The organism is Alicyclobacillus fructus (assembly GCF_017329605.1).
GTDB classification, from domain to species: domain Bacteria; phylum Bacillota; class Bacilli; order Alicyclobacillales; family Alicyclobacillaceae; genus Alicyclobacillus; species Alicyclobacillus fructus.
The window spans coordinates 151,362-173,841 of the sequence record NZ_JAFMTY010000001.1 but is presented as its reverse complement, the minus strand read 5'-3'; the positions used below and the strand labels follow the sequence as shown (position 1 = coordinate 173,841).

The following is a 22,480-nucleotide window of genomic DNA, read 5'->3' as shown; positions in this document are numbered from 1 at the left end:
CCCCAGAGTTCGTGCCAAACTCCAGGGTACAGGAAAGAGGTGCCGGGGTGGTCAACTTTTTGGTTGTCAATGTACCCCCACGTGGTCAACTTTTACGTTAGCAAACACAACTGTCAATTTTTCGAGACTGACGTGCGAGTTTACCCATAAAGTTTATGCATATCGAGTCAACGCCGCATGCAATGTAGTTATTTCACAGTGCACATTCACGGATGCTACCCTTAATTTAACCTCGTAAACGTTACGAAACGGAGGTGGGGGTTACGGCGGGGAAGTTGAGTGGAAGAGTGGCTTTAGTCACAGGTGCCGCCAGCGGCATTGGGTTCGCAATCGCCAAACTCTTTGCACAAGAAGGCTGCAAAGTCATCGTTACGGATCAACAGGATGGCACGGCTGTTGCGAACGAGATTCGCAGTCAGGGCGGCGAGGCTTGTTATTACCATTTGGATGTGACATCGGAGGATGAATGGAAGCAGGTCATCCAAAGCGTCGAAAAGGAATACGGAGCATTACACATCCTCGTCAACTGTGCAGGAATCAACGTTAGATACACGCTTACAGAGATGGATTTAGAGGATTGGAAAAAGATATTGGACGTCGATCTCACCGGTCCAATGGAGAGTGTAAAATGAACTGTGTAAACTCCCCGAGCCCAGGAGTGGGAGTCTACAAGGGGAGTGAACCGACATGGAACTTCTATCCAAGGAGCAAATCCGTCAACTCATTCGAGATGGCAAGTTGAAGGATATTCACGACGTCCAAAACATGCTCAAGGATCTATTCGCGAGCACCATCCAAGAGATGCTCGAAGCCGAATTGGACACGCATCTGGGATATGCCAAATACGACGCGAAGCACAAAGACACGGATAACGCCCGAAATGGCCACGGCGCCAAGCGGACGGTGCAGTCCGAACTCGGCGATATCGATATCGCGCTTCCTCGAGACAGGAAAGGCGAGTTTGAGCCTTTGATTGTGCAAAAGCGTCAAAAGCGCATGCCAAGTATCGAAGAACAGGTCATTGCGCTGTATGCTCGCGGTTTCAGCACAAGGGATATCCAGGACCACCTCCAGCAGATCTACGGCGTGGATATGTCGCCCACGCTGGTGTCGAACCTCACCGATCGCCTCTTGCCGCGGATTCAGGAGTGGCAGAATCGTCCATTGCATCCCCTCTACACCGTCATCTTCCTCGACGCCATTCACTACAAGGTGCGCGATGAAGGTCGCTTGGTAAGCAAGGCGGCGTACATGGTCATTGGCATCGACATCGAGGGTCAGAAAGATGTGCTGGGCATCTGGATCGGACAGAGTGAATCCTCGAAGTTCTGGCTCGGCGTGTTGAACGACCTGAAGGCGCGCGGCGTGCAGGATGTGCTCGTCTTTTCGACTGACAACCTGAAGGGATTCAGCGAAGCCATCGCCGCCTGTTTCCCGCAATCCGATGTCCAAAAATGCATCGTCCACCAAATTCGAAATTCGCTACGGTATGTGTCGTATAAGGATTTCAAGGCGGTCGCAGCAGCACTCAAGCCCATCTATCAGGCACCCACGGAAGAGGCGGCCTTGATGGAGCTTGACCAGTTTGAACGGGTATGGGGAGCGCGCTACCCCCTGTGTGTGAAGTCGTGGCGAGACAACTGGACGGAACTCGCGACGTTCTATCGGTACCCTGTGGAAATGCGGCGAATCATGTATACAACGAACATCATCGAAGGCTACCACCGGCAGCTGCGAAAAGCGACGAAAGGGAAGAGCATGTTTCCAACCGACGAAGCTTTGCTGAAGATGCTGTACCTGGCGACGATGGAGGTGACGAGAAAATGGACGATGCGGGTGGCCAACTGGGGCATCATTCTGGGGCAATTGGCCATCTACTTCGGAGATCGCGTGACGCCTTACCTTCCGTGACGACGTTAGGTGGCATGCCCACGGTGTGTGGCATGCCACGTCCGGCCAGGATGGCAGCCTAGCATCGGCTGTCAAGGCTGGGAGACGTACCTTGACAGCCTCACATAGGTACGACATCCTGGTACTCGCTACATGAACGAAGTAATCTCTTCAAAATGGAGTTTACACAGAACGCTTGACACACCCGTCCAATGCTCGGAATGAGAGCGGTTGCACCTCTTATGAAGACAAGCGGCCACGGTTCCATCATCAACATTGGCTCCTTAGCTGCTATGATGGGGCATCCAACGACCGCTTATGCTGCTGCCAAGTGGGGGCTTCGGGGACTCTCAAAATCGGCTGCCCTTGAACTGGTGGATTGGGGCATACGGGTGAACACGATTCATCCAGGGATTATCCGAACGCCTATTATTGACGTCAACGGTCCTCTCTACAAAACGTTCGTAAAACACACGCCTTTAGGACGGGGAGGTCGACCGGAAGAAATTGCTGCGACTGCCCTGTTCCTTGCGAGTGACGATTCCAGTTTTATTACGGGAATCGATATTCCGGTTGATGGAGGGTTTTCTGAATTGACCGCATACCGGATGCTATGGAAAGCAAGTCAGGCTGACGGTCAAATCCACAGAGATTGATGCCCTGTATCACGACGATTCCTAGCGTCACTTCAGATTCTTCAAATTCATCTGGAAAGAAGGAGATTAAGCGATGTCACAGATTAAGATGCCGACCGTTGACCAAGCGCAAATTGCACCTGCCGTCCCGTTTCCGAAATTCGAGGAGTACTCCGAGAAGTACAAAGAGCACATCATCATGGAGCGCAGAGACGGCGTGATCATGCTTCGAATGCATACGCACAACAAACCTGTCATCTGGTCGATTGCACTTCATCGTGCCATTCACCAGGCCATCGCTGAGGCTGCCAGAGACCCTGAGAATAAGGTCATGATCCTCACTGCGACAGGTAACTTCTGGGTAGCCTACGGTCTGGCTGTTGAGAAGGGGAAAGAGTGGATGAAGGAGGATGATTGTGCACAACGAGCAGCGGTAAGTCAGGAATTTTTTATAGGAGATGGAATGCCGCTTCAAAACAATTTGATCTTTGATGTGGCGATTCCCACCATCGGCGCGATCACTGGACCTGGATACCACATGGAGTTGGCGCTGCATTGCGATTTAACCATTTGCACAGAAGATACCGTGATGATTGACGTTCATCGATGGATGGGGTTCGTGTCAGGCGACGGCGTGAACATTGCATATCAAGAATTCATGGGCACCAAGCGCGCGAACTACGCCATGCTGTTGGGGACCCCCATCACCGCCCAACAGGCGCTGGAGTGGGGGATGGTGAACGAGGTCGTGCCGCGAGAAAGAATATACGAGCGAGCCTGGGAACTGGGTGCGGAAATTATGAGGGGTGGGGACACGCGCAGTGCTTGGCGCCGATGGATGACCGAAGTGATGCGCAAGCCCTTGAAGAAGAGAATGGCCGAGGATTTCGCTGGCGCCTTCGCGATGGAGATGTATAACTACATGGCGGATCCCGGCGTCAGCCACAATGACGAATATCTCAGTGAGATGTGGGAGAAGGCGGGCATCGAAATTCCAGATTGGACCACTCTCCCCCCTATGAAATGACCTTGTGATGCGCCGTGTTCCGTGTACGGCAGCAAGGGAATGTAGAACACGGCGCTCACAAGCTCGCGCAAGGACTCCAAATACGAAATCCTTCTGACACGAGTGTAGATATGAGGGGGGCGTAGAAGTTGAAACTATTAGATCCCAGCTTATTCAAAGAAACGGAGGAGGGGCTGGCCCTCGTAGGTCAGAAGTGCCGGACCTGCGGGAAAATCGCTTTCCCGAAGAAGCGCGTCTGCCCAGCGTGTTTCTCAGACGATCTCGAAGACAAGCTTCTGAGCAAGACAGGTACGCTCCATACCTTTACCTGCACCTATCTCGGTGTGCCACACCTGAACCCTCCCTACGTCATCGGCTTTGTCGACCTGCCTGAGAAGATCAGGCTCCTTTCGCTCATTACCGACTGCGAGCCCTGGGATGAGGTGTTGCAAGTCGATATGCCGATGGAGATGGTGATCGACAAGTTGATGGAGGACGAGCAAGGCGAAGACGTTTACTGTTACAAATTTAGGCCAAAGGGAGCGGCCGATAGGAAATGACCATGAATTTGAGAAAAGTCGCAGTCGTCGGCATCGGTGAGACGAGTTTCGGCAGGCACATGGAACGTTCAATCACGGATCTGGCAGCGGAGGCTTGCTTGAAGGCGATCAAGGACGCAGGAGTCAGTCACAGGAAGGTGCAGCTCGCGACAGGCGCCTATGCGGCTCAGTGGAACAGCGCCTTAGGCCAGTACTTTACCCTCCCTCAAATCGTCCTCAGAGAGATTGGCATCACCCAGATTCCCATCTTTCGCGTGGAGAATGGCTGCTCGAGCGGTTCAGTGGCCTTTCGAGACGTCTGGTATCGTATCGCGACGGGTGAGTACGATATCGGGTTAGCTTTTGGCGTTGAAAAGATGAACGTGGCGGACTCCAAGAGCATCCGCGGACAGATTTCCGATCACGTGCCGGAACGCGATTTTGATCTCGGTCTTACGGCTGCAGGCATTTACGCGATGATGGCGAGGAGAATGATGGCTCAATACGGGGTCACAAGAGAAAATCTTGCCCAGGTCGTCGTGAAAAATCGGCGCTTCGGGTCAATGAACCCCTTGGCTCAATACCAAGATGCGGTGACGATCGATGAAGTGCTCAGTGCTCGCATGATTAGCGATCCGTTGACGCTCTATATGTGTTGTGGCAGAGGTGACGGAGCGGCCGCAGTCATCCTGATGGACGCGGAAACGGCTAAGCAGTACACGACACACCCCGTCTATGTCGCGGCCAACGTGTTGACTTCTGGTACCTATGCGGACGACGTCGATTTTGTCACCTTTGATGTCGACGTCAGGGCAGCCGCGCAAGCCTATGAGATGGCCGGACTCGGCCCTGAGGACCTTGACGTGGCAGAAGTCCATGACAGTTTCGCTCCGGCTGAGATCAAGCATTATGAAGACCTTGGGTTCTGTGCAAGAGGTGAGGGCGCTCGCTTCTTGGAGGAAGGATTGTCGGACATGGGCGGAAAGATTGTTGTGAACACGAGCGGAGGACTTCTGTCCAAAGGACACGTCATCGGTGCGACAGGCATATCCCAGGTATGTGAACTGGTCAAGCAGTTGAGAGGTACCGCCCATCACAGGCAGGTGGAGGGGGCGAAAGTGGGGCTCCAGCACAACTCAGGCGGATACGTTCATACAGAGTTCTGCTCGTGTGCTATCAACATCCTTACAAGATAGATTTGACCAAAGCATAACGGGGTGAACACGAACATGTCAATGGATAGAAAATACTGGGACATGGAGGCGGAGAGCCTTCTCAATACTCCACAGATGAGAGAAATCCAACTCGCAAAGATCAAGTCATTGTTAACCCGTCTCTACGATGCCAAACCGTATTGGAAAGAGCGGATGGATAAGGCAGGTCTGCGACCAGACCGCATTGCGAGCCTTGAGGACTTTAGCCGAGCCATGCCGATCATGGATAAAGCGGAACGACGCCAGCTAATCCTGGATTGCGATGGTGACGTCCTGAAAATGGTCGATAGGACCATCGCGGTTCCGTTGGACAAAGTCGTTCTGATGGCGGCCACGTCGGGAACAACCGGAGATCCAACGCCATATCCGTTCACGACACGCGATATACAGGTGTATTCGGATCTGTTCTCACGCATGCTGTGGAGGATCGGAATTCGACCGGGCAATCGGATCTTACACGCTTTCGGATTGAGCATGTGGATGGCAGGCGTCCCATATGTCGAGTTCATGCAAAATATCGGCGCTTGCGTGCTTCCAGTAGGAGCAGAAGCGGGCTCGGAGAGAATGCTGCGGTTCATTCGACAGTTCAAGCCGGACACACTCTTTGGGACCCCTTCTCTCGTTGAGCACCTGATTGAGAAGACGCCTGAGATCCTCGGATTGCCCGTTGAGCGCCTCGGCATCAAGAGAATCTTGTGCGCCGGAGAGCCAGGAGCAGGGATTCCCGAAGTCAGGAAGAGGATAGAGACGGCCTATGGAGCCAAGCTCTTTGATCACGGAGGTGCTCTCGGCGTCTCGTGCGACTATGCAGAGTATCAAGGGATGCACCATCTTGCGGACGACAAGTACTTTATCGAACTCGTTGACCCCGAGACGCTTGAACCGATTCCTTTTGAGAATGGTGCCCAAGGAATGATGGTTACCACTTCCCTGGACTTTGAAGGGATGTTGTGGTGCCGTGAGACATTCGGCGATATCTGGCAGGTGTTCACGGATCCTTGCCCCTGCGGACGATCGGGATGGCGTTACAAGATCATTGGTCGGGTTGATGATATGTTGAAAGTGAAGGGTGTGATGGTATACCCCGCCGCTATCGATGGTGTCATCACAGGGTTCGTCCCCCGAGTAACAGGGGAGTTCAGGATTGTGCTCGACACGAAACCACCGCGTGTCGTACCCCCTTTGAAACTCAAGGTAGAATATGGAGAGAACATCAAAGAGAACGAACTAGAAACATTATCCAAGGAAATTGAGGAAAAGATGCATGCCACCCTGCGGATTACGCCTAAGATTATTTGGGTACCTCCGTACAGTCTCGAGAGAACCTCGGGCAAAACCAAGTTTATTGAGAAGGCCTATGTCGACTAGATGATGCACCCTCGTGGTGAGGTGGATGATGATTACGAAGGCGATGAGGAGGTGCGTCAGATGAACATCTATATCGTCGGTGTTGGCATGACGCGGTTTGGCAAACTCCACGACATGAGTGTGAAAGACCTTACCCGTGTGGCCGTGGAACAGGCGTTGAAAGATGCAGGTTGCCGAATACAAGACATTCAGGCGGCGTTTTTTGCACAGACCACACAGGGTGTCTTGGAGGGACAGGTTTTTATCCCAGGACCCATCGCCCTAAGCGCTATGGGCTTTTCCGGGATCCCGATGCTTACGGTGGAGAATGCTTGTGCGTCGGGATCGACAGCGATGTGGGAGGCAATCAACTACATCCGCTCCGGAGCTGGTGATGTTGCGTTGGCCGTGGGTGTAGAGAAGATGAATGTTGGAGATAAGAAGAAAACGCTTTCCTTGTTCGAGGGTGGGTGGGATGTTCACGAAGTCGACAAAAACCTCGAGCGGCTCAAGGAACTCGGCAGCGGGGTCGAGGTGCCGGACGGATCAACGTCGAAAGACCCATATAGTCGTTTCATGGACGTGTATGCAGCGTATTGCCGATATCACATGAAGACGTATGGCTTGACGCAGCGGCAGCTGGCGGCGGTATGCGCCAAGAATCACCGACACTCCGTATACAATGAGCGAGCGTTCTTCCGTAAACCATTCACGATAGATGAGGTTCTGGCCGCGAAACCCGTTGTTTACCCCTTAACGGTCCCCATGTGTGCCCCGGTGACCGATGGAGGCGCAGCGGCCATCCTATGCAGCGAAGGCGCCCTGAGTAAATACGGGTTCGATCGTAGACGGGCGATCAAGGTGTACGCTTCAATCCTTTCATCAGGCCGCGACGCCCCGTACGAGGCCGGAGAGAACAGTGTGGTGGCTATTGCCGCACGGAACGCCTATGAATCGGCAGGTATAGGACCTGAGGACATTTCTTTTGCAGAAGTGCATGACGCGACATCCTTTGGCGAAATTGCAGCGACGGAAGCGCTCGGATTGTGTCCAGTTGGAGAAGGCGGTCTGCGCGCGGAAAAGGGTGAAACGTCGATCGGCGGTCGTATACCGGTCAACCCATCTGGGGGGTTGGAGTCGAAGGGACATCCCATAGGAGCGACGGGGTTGGGGCAGATTTTCGAGATGGTTTCACAACTGCGGGGGGAATGCGGGCAGAGGCAGGTTGAGGGGGCCCGCATTGGCATTCAGGAGAATGCAGGGGGATTGATTGGGACTGAGCCTGCAACTGTGGTCATTACGATTTTGGGCAAATAGCACAGTTGAACTGTGAGTCGATGGGCTCATTGCGAAATGGCATCTTGAGTTCAGAATCTCAGTCTTAGACCGACAGATGAACTATGGGCAGTGTTATCATATGTCCGGCATCAGAAAGGCGGCCGCCGAAACTCCGAGCGACCGCCTTACGTTCTTTGAAATGGCGTTTTACTGAATGGCGCCGACGATCTTTCCTTGCGCGTTGTATTTTAAGAAGATAGGTACGACCGAACCCTGATAATGTTGCTCGATAAACTTCTTTACGGCCGCCGACGTGATAGCCTTGTCGAGCGCGACGATGGCAGGATTGTTCTCTTCGCCAGGCCGCACGACGATCACGTTGGCATAGGTCTTCGCAGCCAGAGAGTTCGCCTTCTCCGCTGCCAGCGCGTCCTTGATGTGGTAGCCCGCCTGGAGCGCGTAGTTGCCGTTGATGATCGCGTAGTTCACGTCCTGTTTCACGCGTGGCACGGCCGCCGGATCGATCTCTTCAATCCGAATGTGATGCGGGTTCCAGGTGATGTCGTTCGCCGTCTCCTGCAGGCTGTTCGGATTCTTCAATTTGATGAGGCCAATGCTCTGGAGAAGCAGTAGAGCACGCGCTTCGTTTGTGGTGTCATTCGGTACCGCGATGGTCGCCCCTTCCGGGATGTTCTTGAGGCTGTTGCTCCGGCCAGGGTAGAGTCCCAGCGGCTCAAAGTGCACGCTCACCGTCGGGATGAGGTGAGTGCCGTTTTTCTTGTTGTAGTCCTCGAGGTAAGGAATGTGTTGAAAGTAATTCGCATCGAGTTGGCCAGACGCGAGTGCGCGGTTCGGCTGGATGTAGTCGTTAAACACGACGACTTGTAGGTCAATGCCTTGCTTTGCAAGGATCGGCTTGATATAGTTCAGAATCTCAGCGTGCGGTTCGGGTGTGGCACCAACGCGCAGAACGATCGTCTTGTGCGGCGTGCTCGCCTCCGCGGTCGACGGCTCAGCTGGCTTGTCTGAGCGCACGATTCCCCAGACGATCGCGGCCACAGCTAAAAGACCGCCCAGGGCGATGGACATCCACTTCTTTGTCAAATCTGACCCCTCCACTCTAGGATGACGTGTGTGATATTCTAAATTCATATCGGTATACTATGAAAAACGCCGAGAGCTGTCAAGACGTTTCGTAGTTACCAGAGAACTTATGCTATTGTCACGACCAGGAGAGCTAGGAGAGAGGAGAGTTGCTATTGATCTGGCTGGATGGAATCACGCACGTCTACGAGAGCGGAAACCGTCCCGTCGTCGCCCTCGACGATGTCACGCTCCATATTGAAGCGGGAGACATTTTCGGCGTGATCGGTTTTTCAGGGGCGGGCAAGAGCACGCTTCTGCGCACCATCAACTTACTCGAGAAGCCATCGAGAGGGCGCGTCGTCGTCGATGGGCGCGAACTCACTGCACTCCCCAAGCGGGAGCTGCAAGAGGCGCGCAAGCGGATCGGTATGATTTTTCAACATTTTCATCTCTTGAAGTCGGCGACTGTGGAAGAAAACGTGCAATTTCCGCTCGCACTCGCGAAAGTTCCCTCGCAGAAGGCGAAGCGGCGTGTGGAGGACTTGTTGGCACTCGTAGGGCTCGAGGGCTATGAGAAACACTATCCGGCACAGCTGTCAGGCGGACAAAAGCAGCGCGTCGCCATCGCCCGGGCGCTCGCGAACGATCCCGTCGTCCTTCTGTGCGACGAGGCGACGTCCGCGCTCGATCCAGAGACGACGCAGTCGATCTTGGACCTGCTGGTCGATATTCACCAAAAGCTCGGTGTGACCATGGTCGTCGTCACTCACGAGATGTCGGTCGTGAGCCGCATCTGCCGCCACGTCGCCGTTATGGAGCAAGGGAAGATCGTCGAACAGGGCGGCGTGATCGACGTACTGCTCGAGCCGAAGTCGGCAGTCGCGAAGCGGCTGCTGGGCAAGCGCGACGGTCAGCTCGCAGGCCGATTCCCGGGTTATGAAGTGAAACCGGATGCGCTGCTGTGTGAAGCGATTCTACTGGGCGATCTCGCCTATTCACCCGTCCTTGCACAAGTGGCCGCCACGCACGGCGTGACGTTCACCATCCTGTCAGGGACCGTCGATGTGTTGGGCGGCAAGCCGTATTCCCACATGGTGCTTGATTGGCATGGCGATCTCGACAGCGTCCAGGCCGCCTGGCGCCGTCTGCGGGATGTCGGTGCGAAGGTGCGGCCGCTTCGCCTCGCCGCGGCAGGTGAGTTCGAGCTGGAGGTGACGGGTTGATGTTCTCGGACATCACGTGGGGTCAAATTGGACAAGCGTCGCTTGAAACCCTGTATATGGTCGCTTTATCGACGATCGGCGCCGTCGTGTTGGGGCTTCCCCTCGGCATTTGGCTGTACTTGTGCGGGCCAGGAGGTGTCGCCGCCAATCGCCCTCTGTATCAGGTGTTGTCCGTCGTCGTGAACATTGTCCGCTCGGTACCGTTCATCATCCTGCTCATTGCCCTCATCCCGATCACCGAGTGGATCGTCGGCACGTCGATCGGCGTCAATGCCGCGATCGTGCCCCTCGTCGTGGGCGCGGCGCCTTTTTATGCGCGCATCGCTGAGACGTCGTTTCGTGAGGTCGACCCCGGCGTCGTGGAAGCGGCCCAGTCCATGGGCGCGTCCATTTGGCAGCTCATCTTCCGCGTGTTGTTGCCTGAGGCGCGACCAGGGCTTATCTCCGGCGCCACGATCACAGCAGTGACGCTCATCAGCTATTCGGCGATGTCGGGCGTCATCGGCGGCGGTGGCTTGGGTGATCTTGCGGTGCGCTATGGCTACGAGCGATTTGAGACGGGCGTCATGCTGCTCACAACGGCGCTGATGATCGTCCTCGTCGAGATCATGCAGTGGGTGGGCGATCGCGCCGCATACCACTTTGCTCGCCGCGAGCGATGAGAAAGGAGAGGCGAGGGTGCAGTCGTATGACACGCTGATCCTTGGTGCGGGTACGGTGGGGCTGTCCATCGCGATCGCGCTCGCGCGCCGAGGTCGGCGCGTCGTGGCGTTCGATCCGCACCGGCCCCCGCACCCGTTTGGCAGTCACCACGGCGAGACGCGCATGTTGCGCGTGCTGTACAGCGAAGGGGTTGCGTACACCACACTGGCGCTCGTCGCCCGGGAAACATGGATGGCACTCGAAAGCGAAGCAAAGGCACAGGGTGTCCTGCCTGAGGGCCGTGTCCTTTTTCACCCTGTCGGCGTCGTAGGCATCATGTCCGCCGACGCACCGGAAGCGCGTCGTCTTGAACAAGCCCGCCGTGAATACAATCTCTCCGGCGGTCCATGCGAAAGCCTCGAGTCAAGGCGCAGGTTTCCTCACATTGCGGTGTCGACGGGCGAGATCGCCTACTGGGATCCGTTCGGCGGGATTCTGGAGAGCGACTTGTGCATGGAGACGATGCGCAACATGGCGGAGAAACTCGGTGTGCACTTCGTCTTCGGCGGGCCGCTGGCTGACATCTCGGTGAAGGCCCGAGCGGCCAGAGTGACGTGGGACACCCAAACGTATGAAGGGGAGATGCTTGTTCTCGCGGCAGGGGCTCACGCAGGTGCGGTCCTTCGGAGATACTTTCCCGAGTGGCAGGCGCCCGTCGTCCCCGTGCGAAAGGCGGTCGCCTGGTTCCCGAGTGTGCGACCTGTTTCACCTGACCTTCCTGCGTTCTACTGTTATGATGGCGATCACGCCTTTTACGGATTTCCAGATATGGGGACTGGCTACAAGGTGGGGCAACACGACGGCGGAGAGCCGTGTGATCCTGGTGCACTCGACCGCCAGTTCCGGGACAGGGATGCCACGCCGCTCGAAGCATGGGTCAGGCGGCGCTTGCCGCTCGCCAGCCCGCGGGCGGATCGGGGTCAGGTGTGTATGTACGCCATGACGCCAGACGATCACTTCATCTGCGACCGGCACCCGTGTTGGCCGCACGTGTACGCCGCCGTCGGGCTTTGTGGGCACGGGTTCAAGTTTGCTCCGGCCTTGGGGGAATGGATAGCCGAGGAGATCGCGGACGGTCGCGAGCGGCAAGAGTTAAGGTTGTTTCGAACCAGGCGCTTTGCCTAGTTCGTTCAACGGTGCCATCGCCAGTGTATCGCACGAAGCTTACGGACATCTTCTCCTTGAGTCATCGGATTGCCAACGGATTCCCTGAGGGAGAGGGGCTGCAGCACAAGTTCTGCCACTGCACGGGTGAAGCGATGGTCTTCGTTGCTCAACGGCCCCTCATCCCCCGGGAGCTCAGGTGACGTCCGGGATCGTTCATGGCGACGGAGACTTTGTCGAGCTTGATGCGCCTGCGTGAAGCCAGGCGCTTCGCGTGCGTCAGCTCCTACAACGTGGAGACCTTGGCCTCCCGGGCCGGGATGCCATTGATGCGCATGACACTCGTGCGGCCATCCACACTCACCGGTACTTCTCCAACCAGCGCGACCCGGCGTACGACGCGGCGTTGCTTGCCATAATCGTTGATGGCGTAATGCTGGGTCGCCCGGTTGTCCCACATAGCCACGTCTCCAGCCGACCAGCGCCACCGCACCGTATGTTCAAGCCGCGTGACATGACCTTGTAACACGGCGAACACGTGTGCAGAATCTGTGGCGGACAGGCCGAGAATTTTTTTCACGAACTGACCGAGAACCAACGTCCTTTCGCCTGTCTCGGGGTGCACGCGCACCACCGGATGTTCTGTTTCATAGACGCGTTTGGCAAAGACTTCGCGATGGTATCTCAAGGAATCCGCCGTGACATGTTCGCGCTGAGCTCCGTAGTCGTAATCGTTGGTATGCAGCGCCCATAGGTGGTCGGCGAGATCGCGAAGCTCAGGAGGCAGTGACTGATACGCGGCGGCTGTGTTAGCCCATACGGTATCGCCGCCGGCGGGGGGAACCTCAACGGCGCGCAGGATGCAGAACTTGGGATATGCGTCCACAAACGTGACATCCGTGTGCCACGCATTGGCTCGGCCTCCAGGGTGCTCTGCATCCAATTCGAAGATGTACTGTGTACCGTCTCGTACCGGAACGGTTGGATGGGCGATGGGTTCACCGAAGAGCCGTGCAAATGCTTCTTGCTCCGCATCGTCCAGATGATGTTGTCCGCGGAGGAAAACCACTTTGTGTTTGAGGAGCGTTTCACGGATCAAGTCGATCTGAAAAGGCCTGAGGTCCTTGGATAGACGGAGACCCCGAATTTCTGCACCGATATGGCCGGCGATAGGGATCACTTCCGGGGTATCTCCGCTGTGGGAATCGGTGAATGCTTGACTCATGTCATGTCATCCTCCTGTTCCTGTAATCCTCAGAGATTAGAAAATGATCCCTGAAGCCTGTGCTGTGGGCTTCAGGACTGAATTGCATCCGCCTTCGCATCAGCCGGCGGTCTCGGCGAACCCTGCGGAGGAGGTTCGTGCACAGGTGGCGTCGGATGTCATCCCCCCTCGAGTTCCCGCTGCGAAAACAAAAGAGGCCAGAACCCTTCGCGACTTGGGATTCCAGCCTCCGGTCTTCCGGTCAGCGGCTTGAAACATAAAATCCTATCGGTTTACTAGAGATACTAGCCGCCCAGCCCACTGTTGTCAATGCCCGTGGCCGAGCAAGACTTCCTCGTCCAGGAGAGAGTTCACTCCATTCCAATGCGATGGACGCATGTACGATGGACGCATCGAGCATGAAGGCCATAGCTTGCTTTCTCGCAGGAAATCACGGGTCTGGAACTTCGGATGAACCAACTCTCACACGTTTTCCGGTCATAAGCAACGAAGGGCACACAAAAGATGGCTGGCGCATAGGCCAGCCCAGTTCGAGAGGTCAAGGAAGGTTGAAGGAGTGGCAAGGGCGACGACGAAATGACAACAAACGCGCCGTCCAGCTCGCATTTAGCCCCGTTCCGCGGCTGGAACCTCGGCCGTTTGGCGTCCGCGGCGAGGTCGAAATCGTTCAGACCTTGCGGCGAAGTAAGATCCAATCACAAACAGAGCGGCGGCGATCTGTGCAATCACCGTTTCCCAGTTGTTAAAGATGGAGAACCAGGTACCCATCCAGTCTGGGATGGCCAGGGGGAACGTGTGCGTCGGAAGCCAGTGTGCCGCCTGCATCTCGTTGACCTGTTCACCGACCATGATTTCCAGCACGACGCCGAGCATGATGCCGGTGAAGACAAGCATGCGTTTGTAGGGCAACACCTGATGCGCGATGAAGGTGAAGTACCCCGTGACGCCGATGAGCACCAATGCAAATAGGGTGCCTAAGAGGACGATGTGGCCGCCCACCTGCAGTCGGATGCTCTGCAGAAAAATGTCCACTTCAAAGCCTTCACGGTACACGGAGGCGAACCCGAGGAGCACCAGGCCTTGGTATGCAACCGTGCGAACCGCCGTCCCATTGGAATCTTCCGCCTGTTCCATGGACGCGATGTACTCACGCTTCTTGCGGTTGTGGAAGGAGATCCATCCCGTCCAATAGATGCGGTGGAAGAACCAGTTCATGACGACCAGCAGAACTGCAATGGCGAAAAGCCCGGTTGCCGCTTGGATGTCCAATTCGGAAGCCGTATCAGCGACGAGCGCAAGGATGGACACGAGGACGATCCAAGTGACGAGCGTCGCACCGAGCCCGATGCCGGCGCCAAGGGCGATGGGCTTCCAATACACCTTCTGAGTTCGGACGAGCCCCGCGACCATGGCCGCAAGCACCATGATGCACTCAAGTCCTTCCCGGTACACGAGAACCGCAGTATCGATCATGGCGCCCAACGGCGTAAGTCCATGAGCCGTGGGATCCGGATCGCCTTTGGCGGTGATGCCCTGCCAAGCCAACACCGCGATGAGGAGTGCCCCGCCAGCTAGCACGGCGGCCGTCCGAAGCCCATTGCGCCGCATGCGTGCAATCCCTCCTTTCCTGTGGAATTTGCGAAAGTTGACCAACGGGATCAACTTTGCAAGGAACATGTTAGCAATTAGAGTTAGCTAACGTCAAGAGTTAGATCGATCTATCCGAAAAGGTTCGCCGTCATGGTCTAGGGTGGAGCTGTCAAGTGATGTACGGGTATTTGCCATGCGAAGATCTCGCGCAAGGCTGTTAGCGCGAAAAGGCGGATCCTTTGACCTGAAAGAATCGAACATTCAGGCAATCAATGTCGGGCTTCGGCAGGAGAGTTTCCGTGATGAGTTGACACTCGTGCCCTGATGTGAGCTATGATACAGTACGGTCGTACCGAAGGGGCTTCGGGATAGAATTCTACGATGAAGGGGTCTTCTCTATGGCAAAAACACCGATTACCGTGGCGTTCGGCGATGGCATAGGTCCTGAAATTATGACGGCAACGCTCCGCATTTTGGAGGCGGCGGGCGCGGAGCTCGAGATTGAGACGGTCGAGATCGGCGAAAAGGTGTACAAGCGCGGCATCGATAATGGCATGGATCCCAAGGCATGGGACAGCGTGCGCCGGACGCGCGTGTTGTTGAAGGCGCCGATTACGACACCGCAGGGCGGTGGCTACAAGAGTCTGAACGTCACGCTGCGAAAGGCGCTCAACCTATACGCCAACGTGCGCCCCACGGTGGCGTATAGCCCGTTTGTGGAGACTACCCATCCCAAGATGGACCTCGTGATTATCCGCGAGAATGAGGAAGACCTGTACGCAGGCATCGAGCACCGTCAGACGCAGCAGGTGTATCAGTGCTTGAAGCTCATCACGCAGCCTGGCTCGGAGCGCGTGATTCGGTATGCATTCGAATATGCGCGCGCGAATGGGCGGAAGAAGGTCACGTGCTTCGTGAAGGACAATATCATGAAGTTCACGGATGGCCTGTTTCACAAGGAGTTCGAGCGCATTGCGGCGGAATACCCGGATCTCGAGCATGAGACGATGATTGTGGACATCGGTGCGGCCCGCCTGGCCAACACACCCGAGCGTTTCGATGTGGTGGTGATGCCGAACCTGTACGGCGACATTCTCTCGGATGTGACGGCCGAGCTGTCCGGCTCTGTCGGGCTCGCGCCTTCGGCAAATATCGGCGACGGGTTCGCGATGTTCGAAGCGATTCATGGATCTGCGCCGGACATCGCGGGACAGAACATCGCCAACCCTTCCGGACTGTTGCTCGCGGCCGTCATGATGTTGCTTCACATCGGGCAACCGGCGGTCGCTGAGAAGATCCATCTGGCCTGGTTGCGCACCATTGAAGACGGCATTCACACCCGCGACATCTATCGCGAAGGATCGAGCCGGAAACTCGTGGGGACGGACGCGTTTGCCGATGCCGTGATCGAGCGCCTGGGCGAACGGCCGCAGATCCTGAAGCCTGTGTCGTACCGGCAGGATGCAGCCGCCGTGGCAAAGCGCATGTGGCAGCCTGGGCCGAAGGCCCAAAAGCAGCTCGTCGGCGTGGACGTCTTCCTCGATTGGGGGCCTGGCGCGCCGGACGATCTCGGCAACCAGCTGAGCCAAATCCGTGTGAACGACTTGAAGTTGGAGGTTATCACGAACCGGGGCATCAAGGTGTGGCCCAACGGCTTGCCTGAGACGTTCTGCACGGATCACTGGCGGTGCCGCTTCCGCAAGGAAGGCGGTGCGCCGGTTCAGGCCGCGGAGGTCGTGGAACTGCAACGCCGGATCATCGAAGCGGGCTTTGACGTCATCAAGACGGAAAATCTGTACACCTTCGACGGTGTCCCCGGGTTCTCGGCCGTGCATGGTTGATGTGCGGGCTGCCGGAGCCCAGGGATGGTGTTCTGAAAAGGGGCGTTCTCGAGTGTTTGCATCACTCGGGCACGCCCCTGCTTTTTCGTCTGGCGGAATTCCTTACATGAAAACAGAACGTTTGAGACAGGCTACGGGAAGATGAGGAAGAGTGGGAGGGTTGTGGTTGGCGGCCGAACAACGTGTGTTCCCCCGGACAGCGGCAGACGCCGCGCGTCAAATTGACGAAGCGCTGCGGCCGTGCCCTGATCTGCGGCTGGAGTCCTGGTCGACACAACGCGAGACAGGTCTCATCCTGTGGATCGATGGACTGGTGGATGCGGACAGGCTCCAGGAGGCCTTGGTCGCGCTGCGGCAAGGAGGAGGTCATCGGGCGAGAAGCGGGAAGGCGCTCAAACCGGGCGTGGCAACGGAGGAGGTGGTCACGCTCTCGGCAGCCATCCAGGCCCTCCTTGAAGGATGTGCGGTCGTCTTGCGAGACGATGCGCACTCGGCGTGTGTCTGGCGGCTGGAACGCGTCCCGGCGAGGGCCGTGGATCGGTCCGAAAATGAACCCACTCTGCATGGTCCGCAAGAAGCGTTCATCGAACGATTGGCCGTGAATATCGCCATGGTGCGAAAGCGCCTCAAGTCGCCGCGGCTCAAGATTGAGACGTTCACCGTCGGAGAGACGTCGCCGGGCACGCTGGCCATGATGTATGCGGAAGGCGTGGTGAAGTCCGATCTGTTGCGCGAGGTTCGGAGGCGCATGGCGCAGATCCGCGTGGATTACGTCGCGGATATCAACGAGGTGCGCGAGTTTATCAACGATCCGCGATTCTCGGTGTTTCCGACCACGGAGGAGACAGAACGGCCCGATCGCGTCGTGGCCGCGCTGATGGAGGGGCGAGTGGCGATTCTGGCCGACGGATCGCCGACGTGCCTCTTGGTACCCGTGACGTTCGCCATGAACCTGAGCTCGCCGGAAGATTACTACATGCACTATTCGCTTGCCCTGCCACTTCGGCTGTTGCGCTATCTGATGTTCTGGGCATCCGTGCTGCTGCCGGCACTGTACGTCGCCCTGTTGACGTATAACCAGGATCTTCTCCCAACGCCGCTTCTGGTGAGTGTGGCGGCACAGCACGCGGGCATCCCCTTCCCCACGGTCATCGAGGCCCTCGGCATGATGGTGGCGTTCGAGGCGCTGCGAGAGGCGGGCACCCGGTTGCCGCGAGCGGTGGGACAGTCGGTGAGCATCGTGGGCACGCTCGTCATTGGCGATGCGGCCGTGCGCGCAGGCCTTGTGTCGCCCGGGATGGTGATCATCGTCTCCGCGACCGGTGTGGCCTCCTTCACGTTGCCGGCCCTCGGACTCGTGCAGGCGACCAGGCTGCTCCAATTTCCGTTTGTCTTAGCCGCGAGTCTCTTCGGGCTGTATGGCATCCTCATGCTCGGCATCGCGCTGCTTGGCCGTATGGCTTCGCTGCGGTCGTTTGGCGTGCCGTATCTGGCGCCCATGGCCCCAACCTTCATCCGCGACATGAAGGACGTCATCATTCGCGCGCCCTGGTGGATGATGCAGGGCAGGCCCCGTCAGTTTGAAACCGTCGAGCGCCATCGCGTTCCTCCGCGCGCGCAGACCAAGGGATCTCGCTGGCGCCGGAGGGGACGCCCGTGACGCACCGGACAAGACCTGGACTCAAGCGCTGGCGGGCGATCTCGGCCGCTCTCTTTTTCGCATGCTTCGCGACAGCCTGCGATTACAACGACATCGACCATCTCTACATCACGACGGGCATGGGCGTAGACCGAGAGCAACAAGGCGTTCGCCTTTCGCTGGACCTGGTTCAACCCGGAGGTGCTGGTAACCCAGCGACGTCTGAGAGCTCGAATACGCAGGGCAACGCGCCGGATTGGATTGTCTCCACTGACGCGAACACCTTCGAGGACGCGATGAGCGAACTGCAGGCGCAACTGTCGCACGCGTTGTATTTGCAGCACAACGCGCTCGTGCTGTTTTCGAAAGACGCACTGCGCGACTTCGCGCCTGTCGCCGACGCCCTGGAGCGCAACCGTCAGTTGCGCAGAAGCCAGCTGTGGCTGGTCACGCCGGGTTCTGCCGAGAACGTGCTGAGGGGGTCGCAAGGGCAGACAGAGCCTATCTCGCTGGTCATCCGCGATCTCGTTGACGAGGCGTCGAGGCGGGAGACGTGTTTTGCGAGCGACGAACTCCATGTGGTCAAATCCTTGCTTCGCCCTTCGGGCGTCGCGCCGCTCGCGGCCGTGGATCTGGGGCGCGGCGGATCGCCCGAAATCGTTGGCCTAGCCTACCTTAGCCGGGACGGACGGGTGGATCTCGTCGAACGCGACCAGTTGCTCGGAAACGCCTGGTGGCTTGGGCGTACCTTGGACGTGCGCGAAACCGTTCCTTGGGTTGAACACGGGAAGCAGGGCGTCATTGGGGTGCATTGGCTGAGAACGTCGACGCGAATCGTGGTGAGCGGGGAGAAACGCCCCCCGACGTTGCGCGTCGTCTGGCGCGGCACCGGGGAAGTTGAACGGTGGGGGGCGAAGGCAAAGATGAGCGCCCAGACGTTTGCCCAACTGGAGTCCGCCATTCGTGAGGATGTGAGACAGCGTCTCGAATCGGCACTGGCACACGCGAAATCGGAAGACATGGATGCCTTCGGGTTTGCTAATGTGTGTCGAGAACGGGGGATCGAACTGCCGAACGGTGAGTGGAAAAATATATCTGTCGAATATGACATTGAGCCGCACATCGTTCACGGCCAACTGGCCAGCACGACGCCGTTTTCAGAGGGCTCAAGGGAGGGAGGACACTGAGATGACCAGCGTGTGGGCCGTGATTTGGGCGATTCTCGGTGCCCTCGTCGATGTTCGCAGGTGGGTGCCGAAGTCGTGGCGCGAATGGCTCGGATGGTTCGCGATGACCGCGGTCGCCATCGGCGTCGCGGTGGCAGCCGATCTCCACCTATGGCCCCGCGTCGGCGCGCTTCACCTTTTCGATCTCGCCTTTTCCGGTCCGACGGCGTGGCTCTATGGAGGGCACGCCGGGCCTTAGGAGGAATGTCGTGTGGTGCAGATCTCGCGGTATCAGCTCATCCTCATCCTGATTTGGACGGTGCTTGGCACCGGCATCGTGACGATGCCAGGGACCATTGCTCAGTTCACGCTTCGGGATGCGTGGATCTCAAGCTTTGGCCTCCTCCTCGGCGCAGTGATGTGCGCGGCCATTGCGCTTGCTCACGTGCGTCTGTTTCCGGGACGAACCCTCACGCAGGCCGCCATCGACGTGCTCGGACCGGTGTTCGGCCGCCTGTACGGCATCTGGTATCTCGCCTATGGCTTTGTGACCATGGCCACCGTTGGCCGCGAGATGAGCGCGTTCATTGGCATCTCTGTGTTGCCCAACACCCCCGATTTCCTCTTGGCCGCCATCGCGTTCGCGGTGTCCATGTACCTGTCGTACCTCGGCCTCGAGGTGGTGGCGCGCGTCAACGAGTTCATCGTGCCGCTTTCCGTCTTGGTTTCACCGATCCTGCTTCTGCTCGCGATTCGCCTGTTTGACCCATCCCCTTTCCAGCCGTTTCTCGGCGATCCCGTGAGCGCCGCATGGCGAGCCGCGGTCGTTCCGGCCTTCGCCTATGGGCTCGAGTTTTCCATCGCGCTCCAGTGGGTCCCTGCGCTTCGCACGCCCCGCACGCTGCCGTGGGACATTCTCATTGCGGGCGCCATTTGCGCCTTCATGCTGGCCGCGCTGGTGACGTTGACGATAGGGGTGCTGGGCGATCCCGCCCGCTATTTGAACTATCCCGTTCTGGAACTCGTGCGCGCCATCCGCCAAGGCAAATTCGTCGAGCGCCTGGACACCCTGTACGTCATGGGGGTCGCCATCACGCTCGTGATAAAGCTCGCAGCTTTTCAACTCGCCGTGGGCGAGGCCGTGAAGGACGTCAGCGGATCGCCCGAACGCACCTGGATTCCCGTCCCCGTCGCGCTTCTCGGATGGTCGCTCTCGAATTACCTCTTCCGCAACGTCTTTGATCTGACGAACTTCATCCTGCGAGACGTGCCGAGCTACTTCCTCGTCACCGTGGTGTTGCTCCCCGGGGCGCTGTATGCCATTCGCGCGCTACAGGAGGCGAAAGCTAGACGCAGGTTGCCAAGCACATAAAATGCCGCGATCCAAGGCATGGATATGACGGGACACGCACAAGGATGGAGGAGATGTCATGCGACAGTCGGCCGAGCCGCTGGTGAGTCAACCCATCAGCCGGACGCTGGAGCACAACGTCAATTACATCAATCAGCTCCTCGGTGTTGGCGTCACGTGGGACATCATGGCAAAACCGTTTCGGTATGGCCGCCTCAACATGATGTCGTACGTGACGAACGGGTTTTTTCTCACGATGAACGTCGTCCTGGTGCTCGACAGTTTCCATCGCAACGTGGAGGCGTTCGAACGGGAGCGCCAAGGTCAGGATTACGACATCGAGGAACTCGTGTTTTACCTGAACACGCACATCGACTTCGTCCAGGTGCAGGTCGTGGATCAGATGACGGACGCCGTGCGCTTCATCCTCTCCGGCCCGCTCGTCACCTTCATCGACGGTTATGACAAAGTGCTCGTCGTGGACACGCGCGTCTATCCCATGCGCGGCATTGAACCGCCCATGATCGAGCGCGTGGTGCGCGGCAACCACGACGGATTCACCGAAACCATGCTCATGAACACGACCCTCATCCGCCGGCGGCTCCGGGATCCGCGCCTGCGCAATGAACTGTACCAGGTGGGCGATCGCGGCCAGACCGACGTGAGCCTCATGTACCTGAAGGACGTCGCAGACGAGGAGACCGTTTCGTCCATTCGAGAGCTTCTCCGCAGCGTCAAGACGGGCGGCATGATGATGGGCGAACAGCAACTCGTCGACCTGATCGGCAAGGTCAAGTGGAATCCCTATCCCATCGTGCGCTATACGGAACGGCCGGACGTCGCGGCGACGGCGCTCATCGAAGGCCACGTGGTGATTGTCGTCGACGCCACGGCGGAGGTCATTATCGCGCCCACGACCTTCTTTCAGCACATTCAGCACCCGCAGGAGTATCACTCCTTTCCGCTCGTGGGCACGTACTTGCGCTGGATCATCGTCATTTCTGTGTTCTTGAGCATTTTCCTTCCAGGTATTTTCATGCTCGCCAATCAGCACCCAGGCATGCTGCCGCCGTGGGCCAAGTTCTTTATGGCAAGCCGCAACGATCCGCTGCCTCTGTGGGCGCAGTTGTTATTGGCAGAGTTCGCGCTCGACGTGCTGCGCCTCGCAGTGCTGAACATTCCGGTGACCTTGTCGAACGCCATCGGCATCGTGTCCGCCTTGCTGTTTGGCCAGTTTGCGACCCAAATTCAATTGCTTCAGCCCGAGGTTTTGGTCTACATGGGTGTCGTCATGCTCGCGCAGTACGCGACGTCGTCGTTTGAATTGGCCTCTGCCAATCAAATGGCGCGCATTTGGATCATGCTCTGGACAGCAGCGCTCAACTGGGGAGGCTTCGTGCTGAGCACGGCGTCCTGGTTCCTCCTGCTTCTGACCACCAAATCGTTTGGCAAACCGTACCTGTGGCCTCTGCTCCCGTTCGCTTGGAGAGACGGCATGCGCGATGTGCTCGTGCGCTGGCCTTCGAGCGATCTCGGCGGTGTGCCGGCCATCTTTCGCAATCGGCGCCGCGCGCGATGACGGGCACCTGCTCGGTGAGGTGGGCGCGCGATCCACGCCCTTTCTGATATAGTGGTCGTGGTTCT

At 57.6% G+C, this 22,480-nt stretch carries 20 protein-coding genes; 17 read left to right on the top strand and 3 right to left on the bottom strand.

The window, feature by feature from the left end; translation table 11 throughout:
• Positions 1-287 precede the first annotated feature (287 nt).
• From J3481_RS00845 to J3481_RS00810, 8 genes are all read left to right on the top strand, one after another.
• Positions 288-632 (top strand): SDR family NAD(P)-dependent oxidoreductase, encoded by a 345-nt coding sequence (locus J3481_RS00845; protein ID WP_206830533.1) that lies wholly within the window; start codon positions 288-290, stop codon positions 630-632.
• 55 nt (positions 633-687) lie between these two features.
• A complete protein-coding gene (locus tag J3481_RS00840) occupies positions 688-1,911 on the top strand; it encodes an IS256 family transposase (protein WP_206830532.1) in 1,224 nt (407 codons plus the stop codon).
• 191 nt (positions 1,912-2,102) lie between these two features.
• Positions 2,103-2,546, top strand: a complete 444-nt coding sequence (locus J3481_RS00835; protein ID WP_328702025.1) for an SDR family NAD(P)-dependent oxidoreductase — start codon at positions 2,103-2,105, stop codon at positions 2,544-2,546.
• A 73-nt stretch (positions 2,547-2,619) separates the two neighbouring features.
• Entirely contained in the window at positions 2,620-3,552 is a 933-nt protein-coding gene (locus J3481_RS00830) for an enoyl-CoA hydratase/isomerase family protein (RefSeq protein ID WP_206830530.1), read from the top strand.
• Between the two features lie 128 nt (positions 3,553-3,680).
• A complete protein-coding gene (locus J3481_RS00825; RefSeq protein WP_206830529.1) occupies positions 3,681-4,091 on the top strand; it encodes a Zn-ribbon domain-containing OB-fold protein in 411 nt (136 codons plus the stop codon).
• Positions 4,088-5,266 carry a thiolase family protein gene (locus J3481_RS00820; RefSeq protein WP_206830528.1) on the top strand — a complete coding sequence of 393 codons (1,179 nt, stop codon included), beginning with the start codon at positions 4,088-4,090 and terminating at the stop codon, positions 5,264-5,266. The genes J3481_RS00825 and J3481_RS00820 overlap by 4 nt, the downstream gene beginning before the upstream one ends.
• A 33-nt stretch (positions 5,267-5,299) precedes the next feature.
• Positions 5,300-6,652 carry a phenylacetate--CoA ligase family protein gene (locus J3481_RS00815; RefSeq protein ID WP_206830527.1) on the top strand — a complete coding sequence of 451 codons (1,353 nt, stop codon included), beginning with the start codon at positions 5,300-5,302 and terminating at the stop codon, positions 6,650-6,652.
• A gap of 60 nt (positions 6,653-6,712) precedes the next feature.
• A complete protein-coding gene (locus J3481_RS00810) occupies positions 6,713-7,948 on the top strand; it encodes a thiolase family protein (RefSeq protein ID WP_206830526.1) in 1,236 nt (411 codons plus the stop codon).
• Positions 7,949-8,116: 168 nt separating this feature from the next.
• Here J3481_RS00810 and J3481_RS00805 read toward each other — a convergent pair whose 3' ends face one another.
• The gene (locus J3481_RS00805) at positions 8,117-9,013 is read right to left on the bottom strand and encodes a MetQ/NlpA family ABC transporter substrate-binding protein (protein ID WP_206830525.1); all 897 of its coding nucleotides are present in this window, start codon (positions 9,011-9,013) and stop codon (positions 8,117-8,119) included.
• A 149-nt stretch (positions 9,014-9,162) separates the two neighbouring features.
• On the opposite strand from J3481_RS00805, the gene J3481_RS00800 reads away from it, so the two are divergent.
• The 3 genes from J3481_RS00800 to solA are packed head-to-tail and all read left to right on the top strand — an operon-like array spanning position 9,163 to position 12,045.
• Positions 9,163-10,218, top strand: coding sequence for a methionine ABC transporter ATP-binding protein (locus J3481_RS00800; protein WP_236010929.1), 1,056 nt, complete (start codon positions 9,163-9,165; stop codon positions 10,216-10,218).
• Positions 10,218-10,880: a methionine ABC transporter permease gene (locus tag J3481_RS00795; RefSeq protein ID WP_206830545.1), complete on the top strand. Its 663-nt coding sequence runs from the start codon at positions 10,218-10,220 to the stop codon at positions 10,878-10,880. The genes J3481_RS00800 and J3481_RS00795 overlap by 1 nt, the downstream gene beginning before the upstream one ends.
• Before the next feature lie 16 nt (positions 10,881-10,896).
• Positions 10,897-12,045, top strand: coding sequence for an N-methyl-L-tryptophan oxidase (gene solA / locus J3481_RS00790; RefSeq protein WP_206830524.1), 1,149 nt, complete (start codon positions 10,897-10,899; stop codon positions 12,043-12,045).
• A gap of 265 nt (positions 12,046-12,310) precedes the next feature.
• On the opposite strand, the gene J3481_RS00785 is transcribed toward solA, so the two are convergent.
• Positions 12,311-13,249 (bottom strand): TauD/TfdA dioxygenase family protein, encoded by a 939-nt coding sequence (locus J3481_RS00785; RefSeq protein WP_206830523.1) that lies wholly within the window; start codon positions 13,247-13,249, stop codon positions 12,311-12,313.
• 606 nt (positions 13,250-13,855) lie between these two features.
• A complete protein-coding gene (locus J3481_RS00780; RefSeq protein ID WP_206830522.1) occupies positions 13,856-14,857 on the bottom strand; it encodes an FTR1 family iron permease in 1,002 nt (333 codons plus the stop codon).
• A gap of 380 nt (positions 14,858-15,237) precedes the next feature.
• On the opposite strand from J3481_RS00780, the gene J3481_RS00775 reads away from it, so the two are divergent.
• From J3481_RS00775 to J3481_RS00750, 6 genes are all read left to right on the top strand, one after another.
• Positions 15,238-16,680, top strand: a complete 1,443-nt coding sequence (locus tag J3481_RS00775) for an NADP-dependent isocitrate dehydrogenase (RefSeq protein ID WP_206830521.1) — start codon at positions 15,238-15,240, stop codon at positions 16,678-16,680.
• Positions 16,681-16,846: 166 nt separating this feature from the next.
• Complete coding sequence (locus tag J3481_RS00770; RefSeq protein WP_206830520.1) at positions 16,847-18,340, top strand: spore germination protein; 1,494 nt, start codon at positions 16,847-16,849, stop codon at positions 18,338-18,340.
• Positions 18,337-19,506 carry a Ger(x)C family spore germination protein gene (locus J3481_RS00765; protein ID WP_206830519.1) on the top strand — a complete coding sequence of 390 codons (1,170 nt, stop codon included), beginning with the start codon at positions 18,337-18,339 and terminating at the stop codon, positions 19,504-19,506. The genes J3481_RS00770 and J3481_RS00765 overlap by 4 nt, the downstream gene beginning before the upstream one ends.
• A gap of 1 nt (position 19,507) precedes the next feature.
• Positions 19,508-19,744 (top strand): hypothetical protein, encoded by a 237-nt coding sequence (locus J3481_RS00760; protein ID WP_206830518.1) that lies wholly within the window; start codon positions 19,508-19,510, stop codon positions 19,742-19,744.
• A 12-nt stretch (positions 19,745-19,756) separates the two neighbouring features.
• Positions 19,757-20,857, top strand: coding sequence for a GerAB/ArcD/ProY family transporter (locus tag J3481_RS00755; protein WP_206830517.1), 1,101 nt, complete (start codon positions 19,757-19,759; stop codon positions 20,855-20,857).
• Between the two features lie 58 nt (positions 20,858-20,915).
• Positions 20,916-22,415, top strand: coding sequence for a spore germination protein (locus J3481_RS00750; protein WP_206830516.1), 1,500 nt, complete (start codon positions 20,916-20,918; stop codon positions 22,413-22,415).
• Positions 22,416-22,480: the final 65 nt, after the last annotated feature.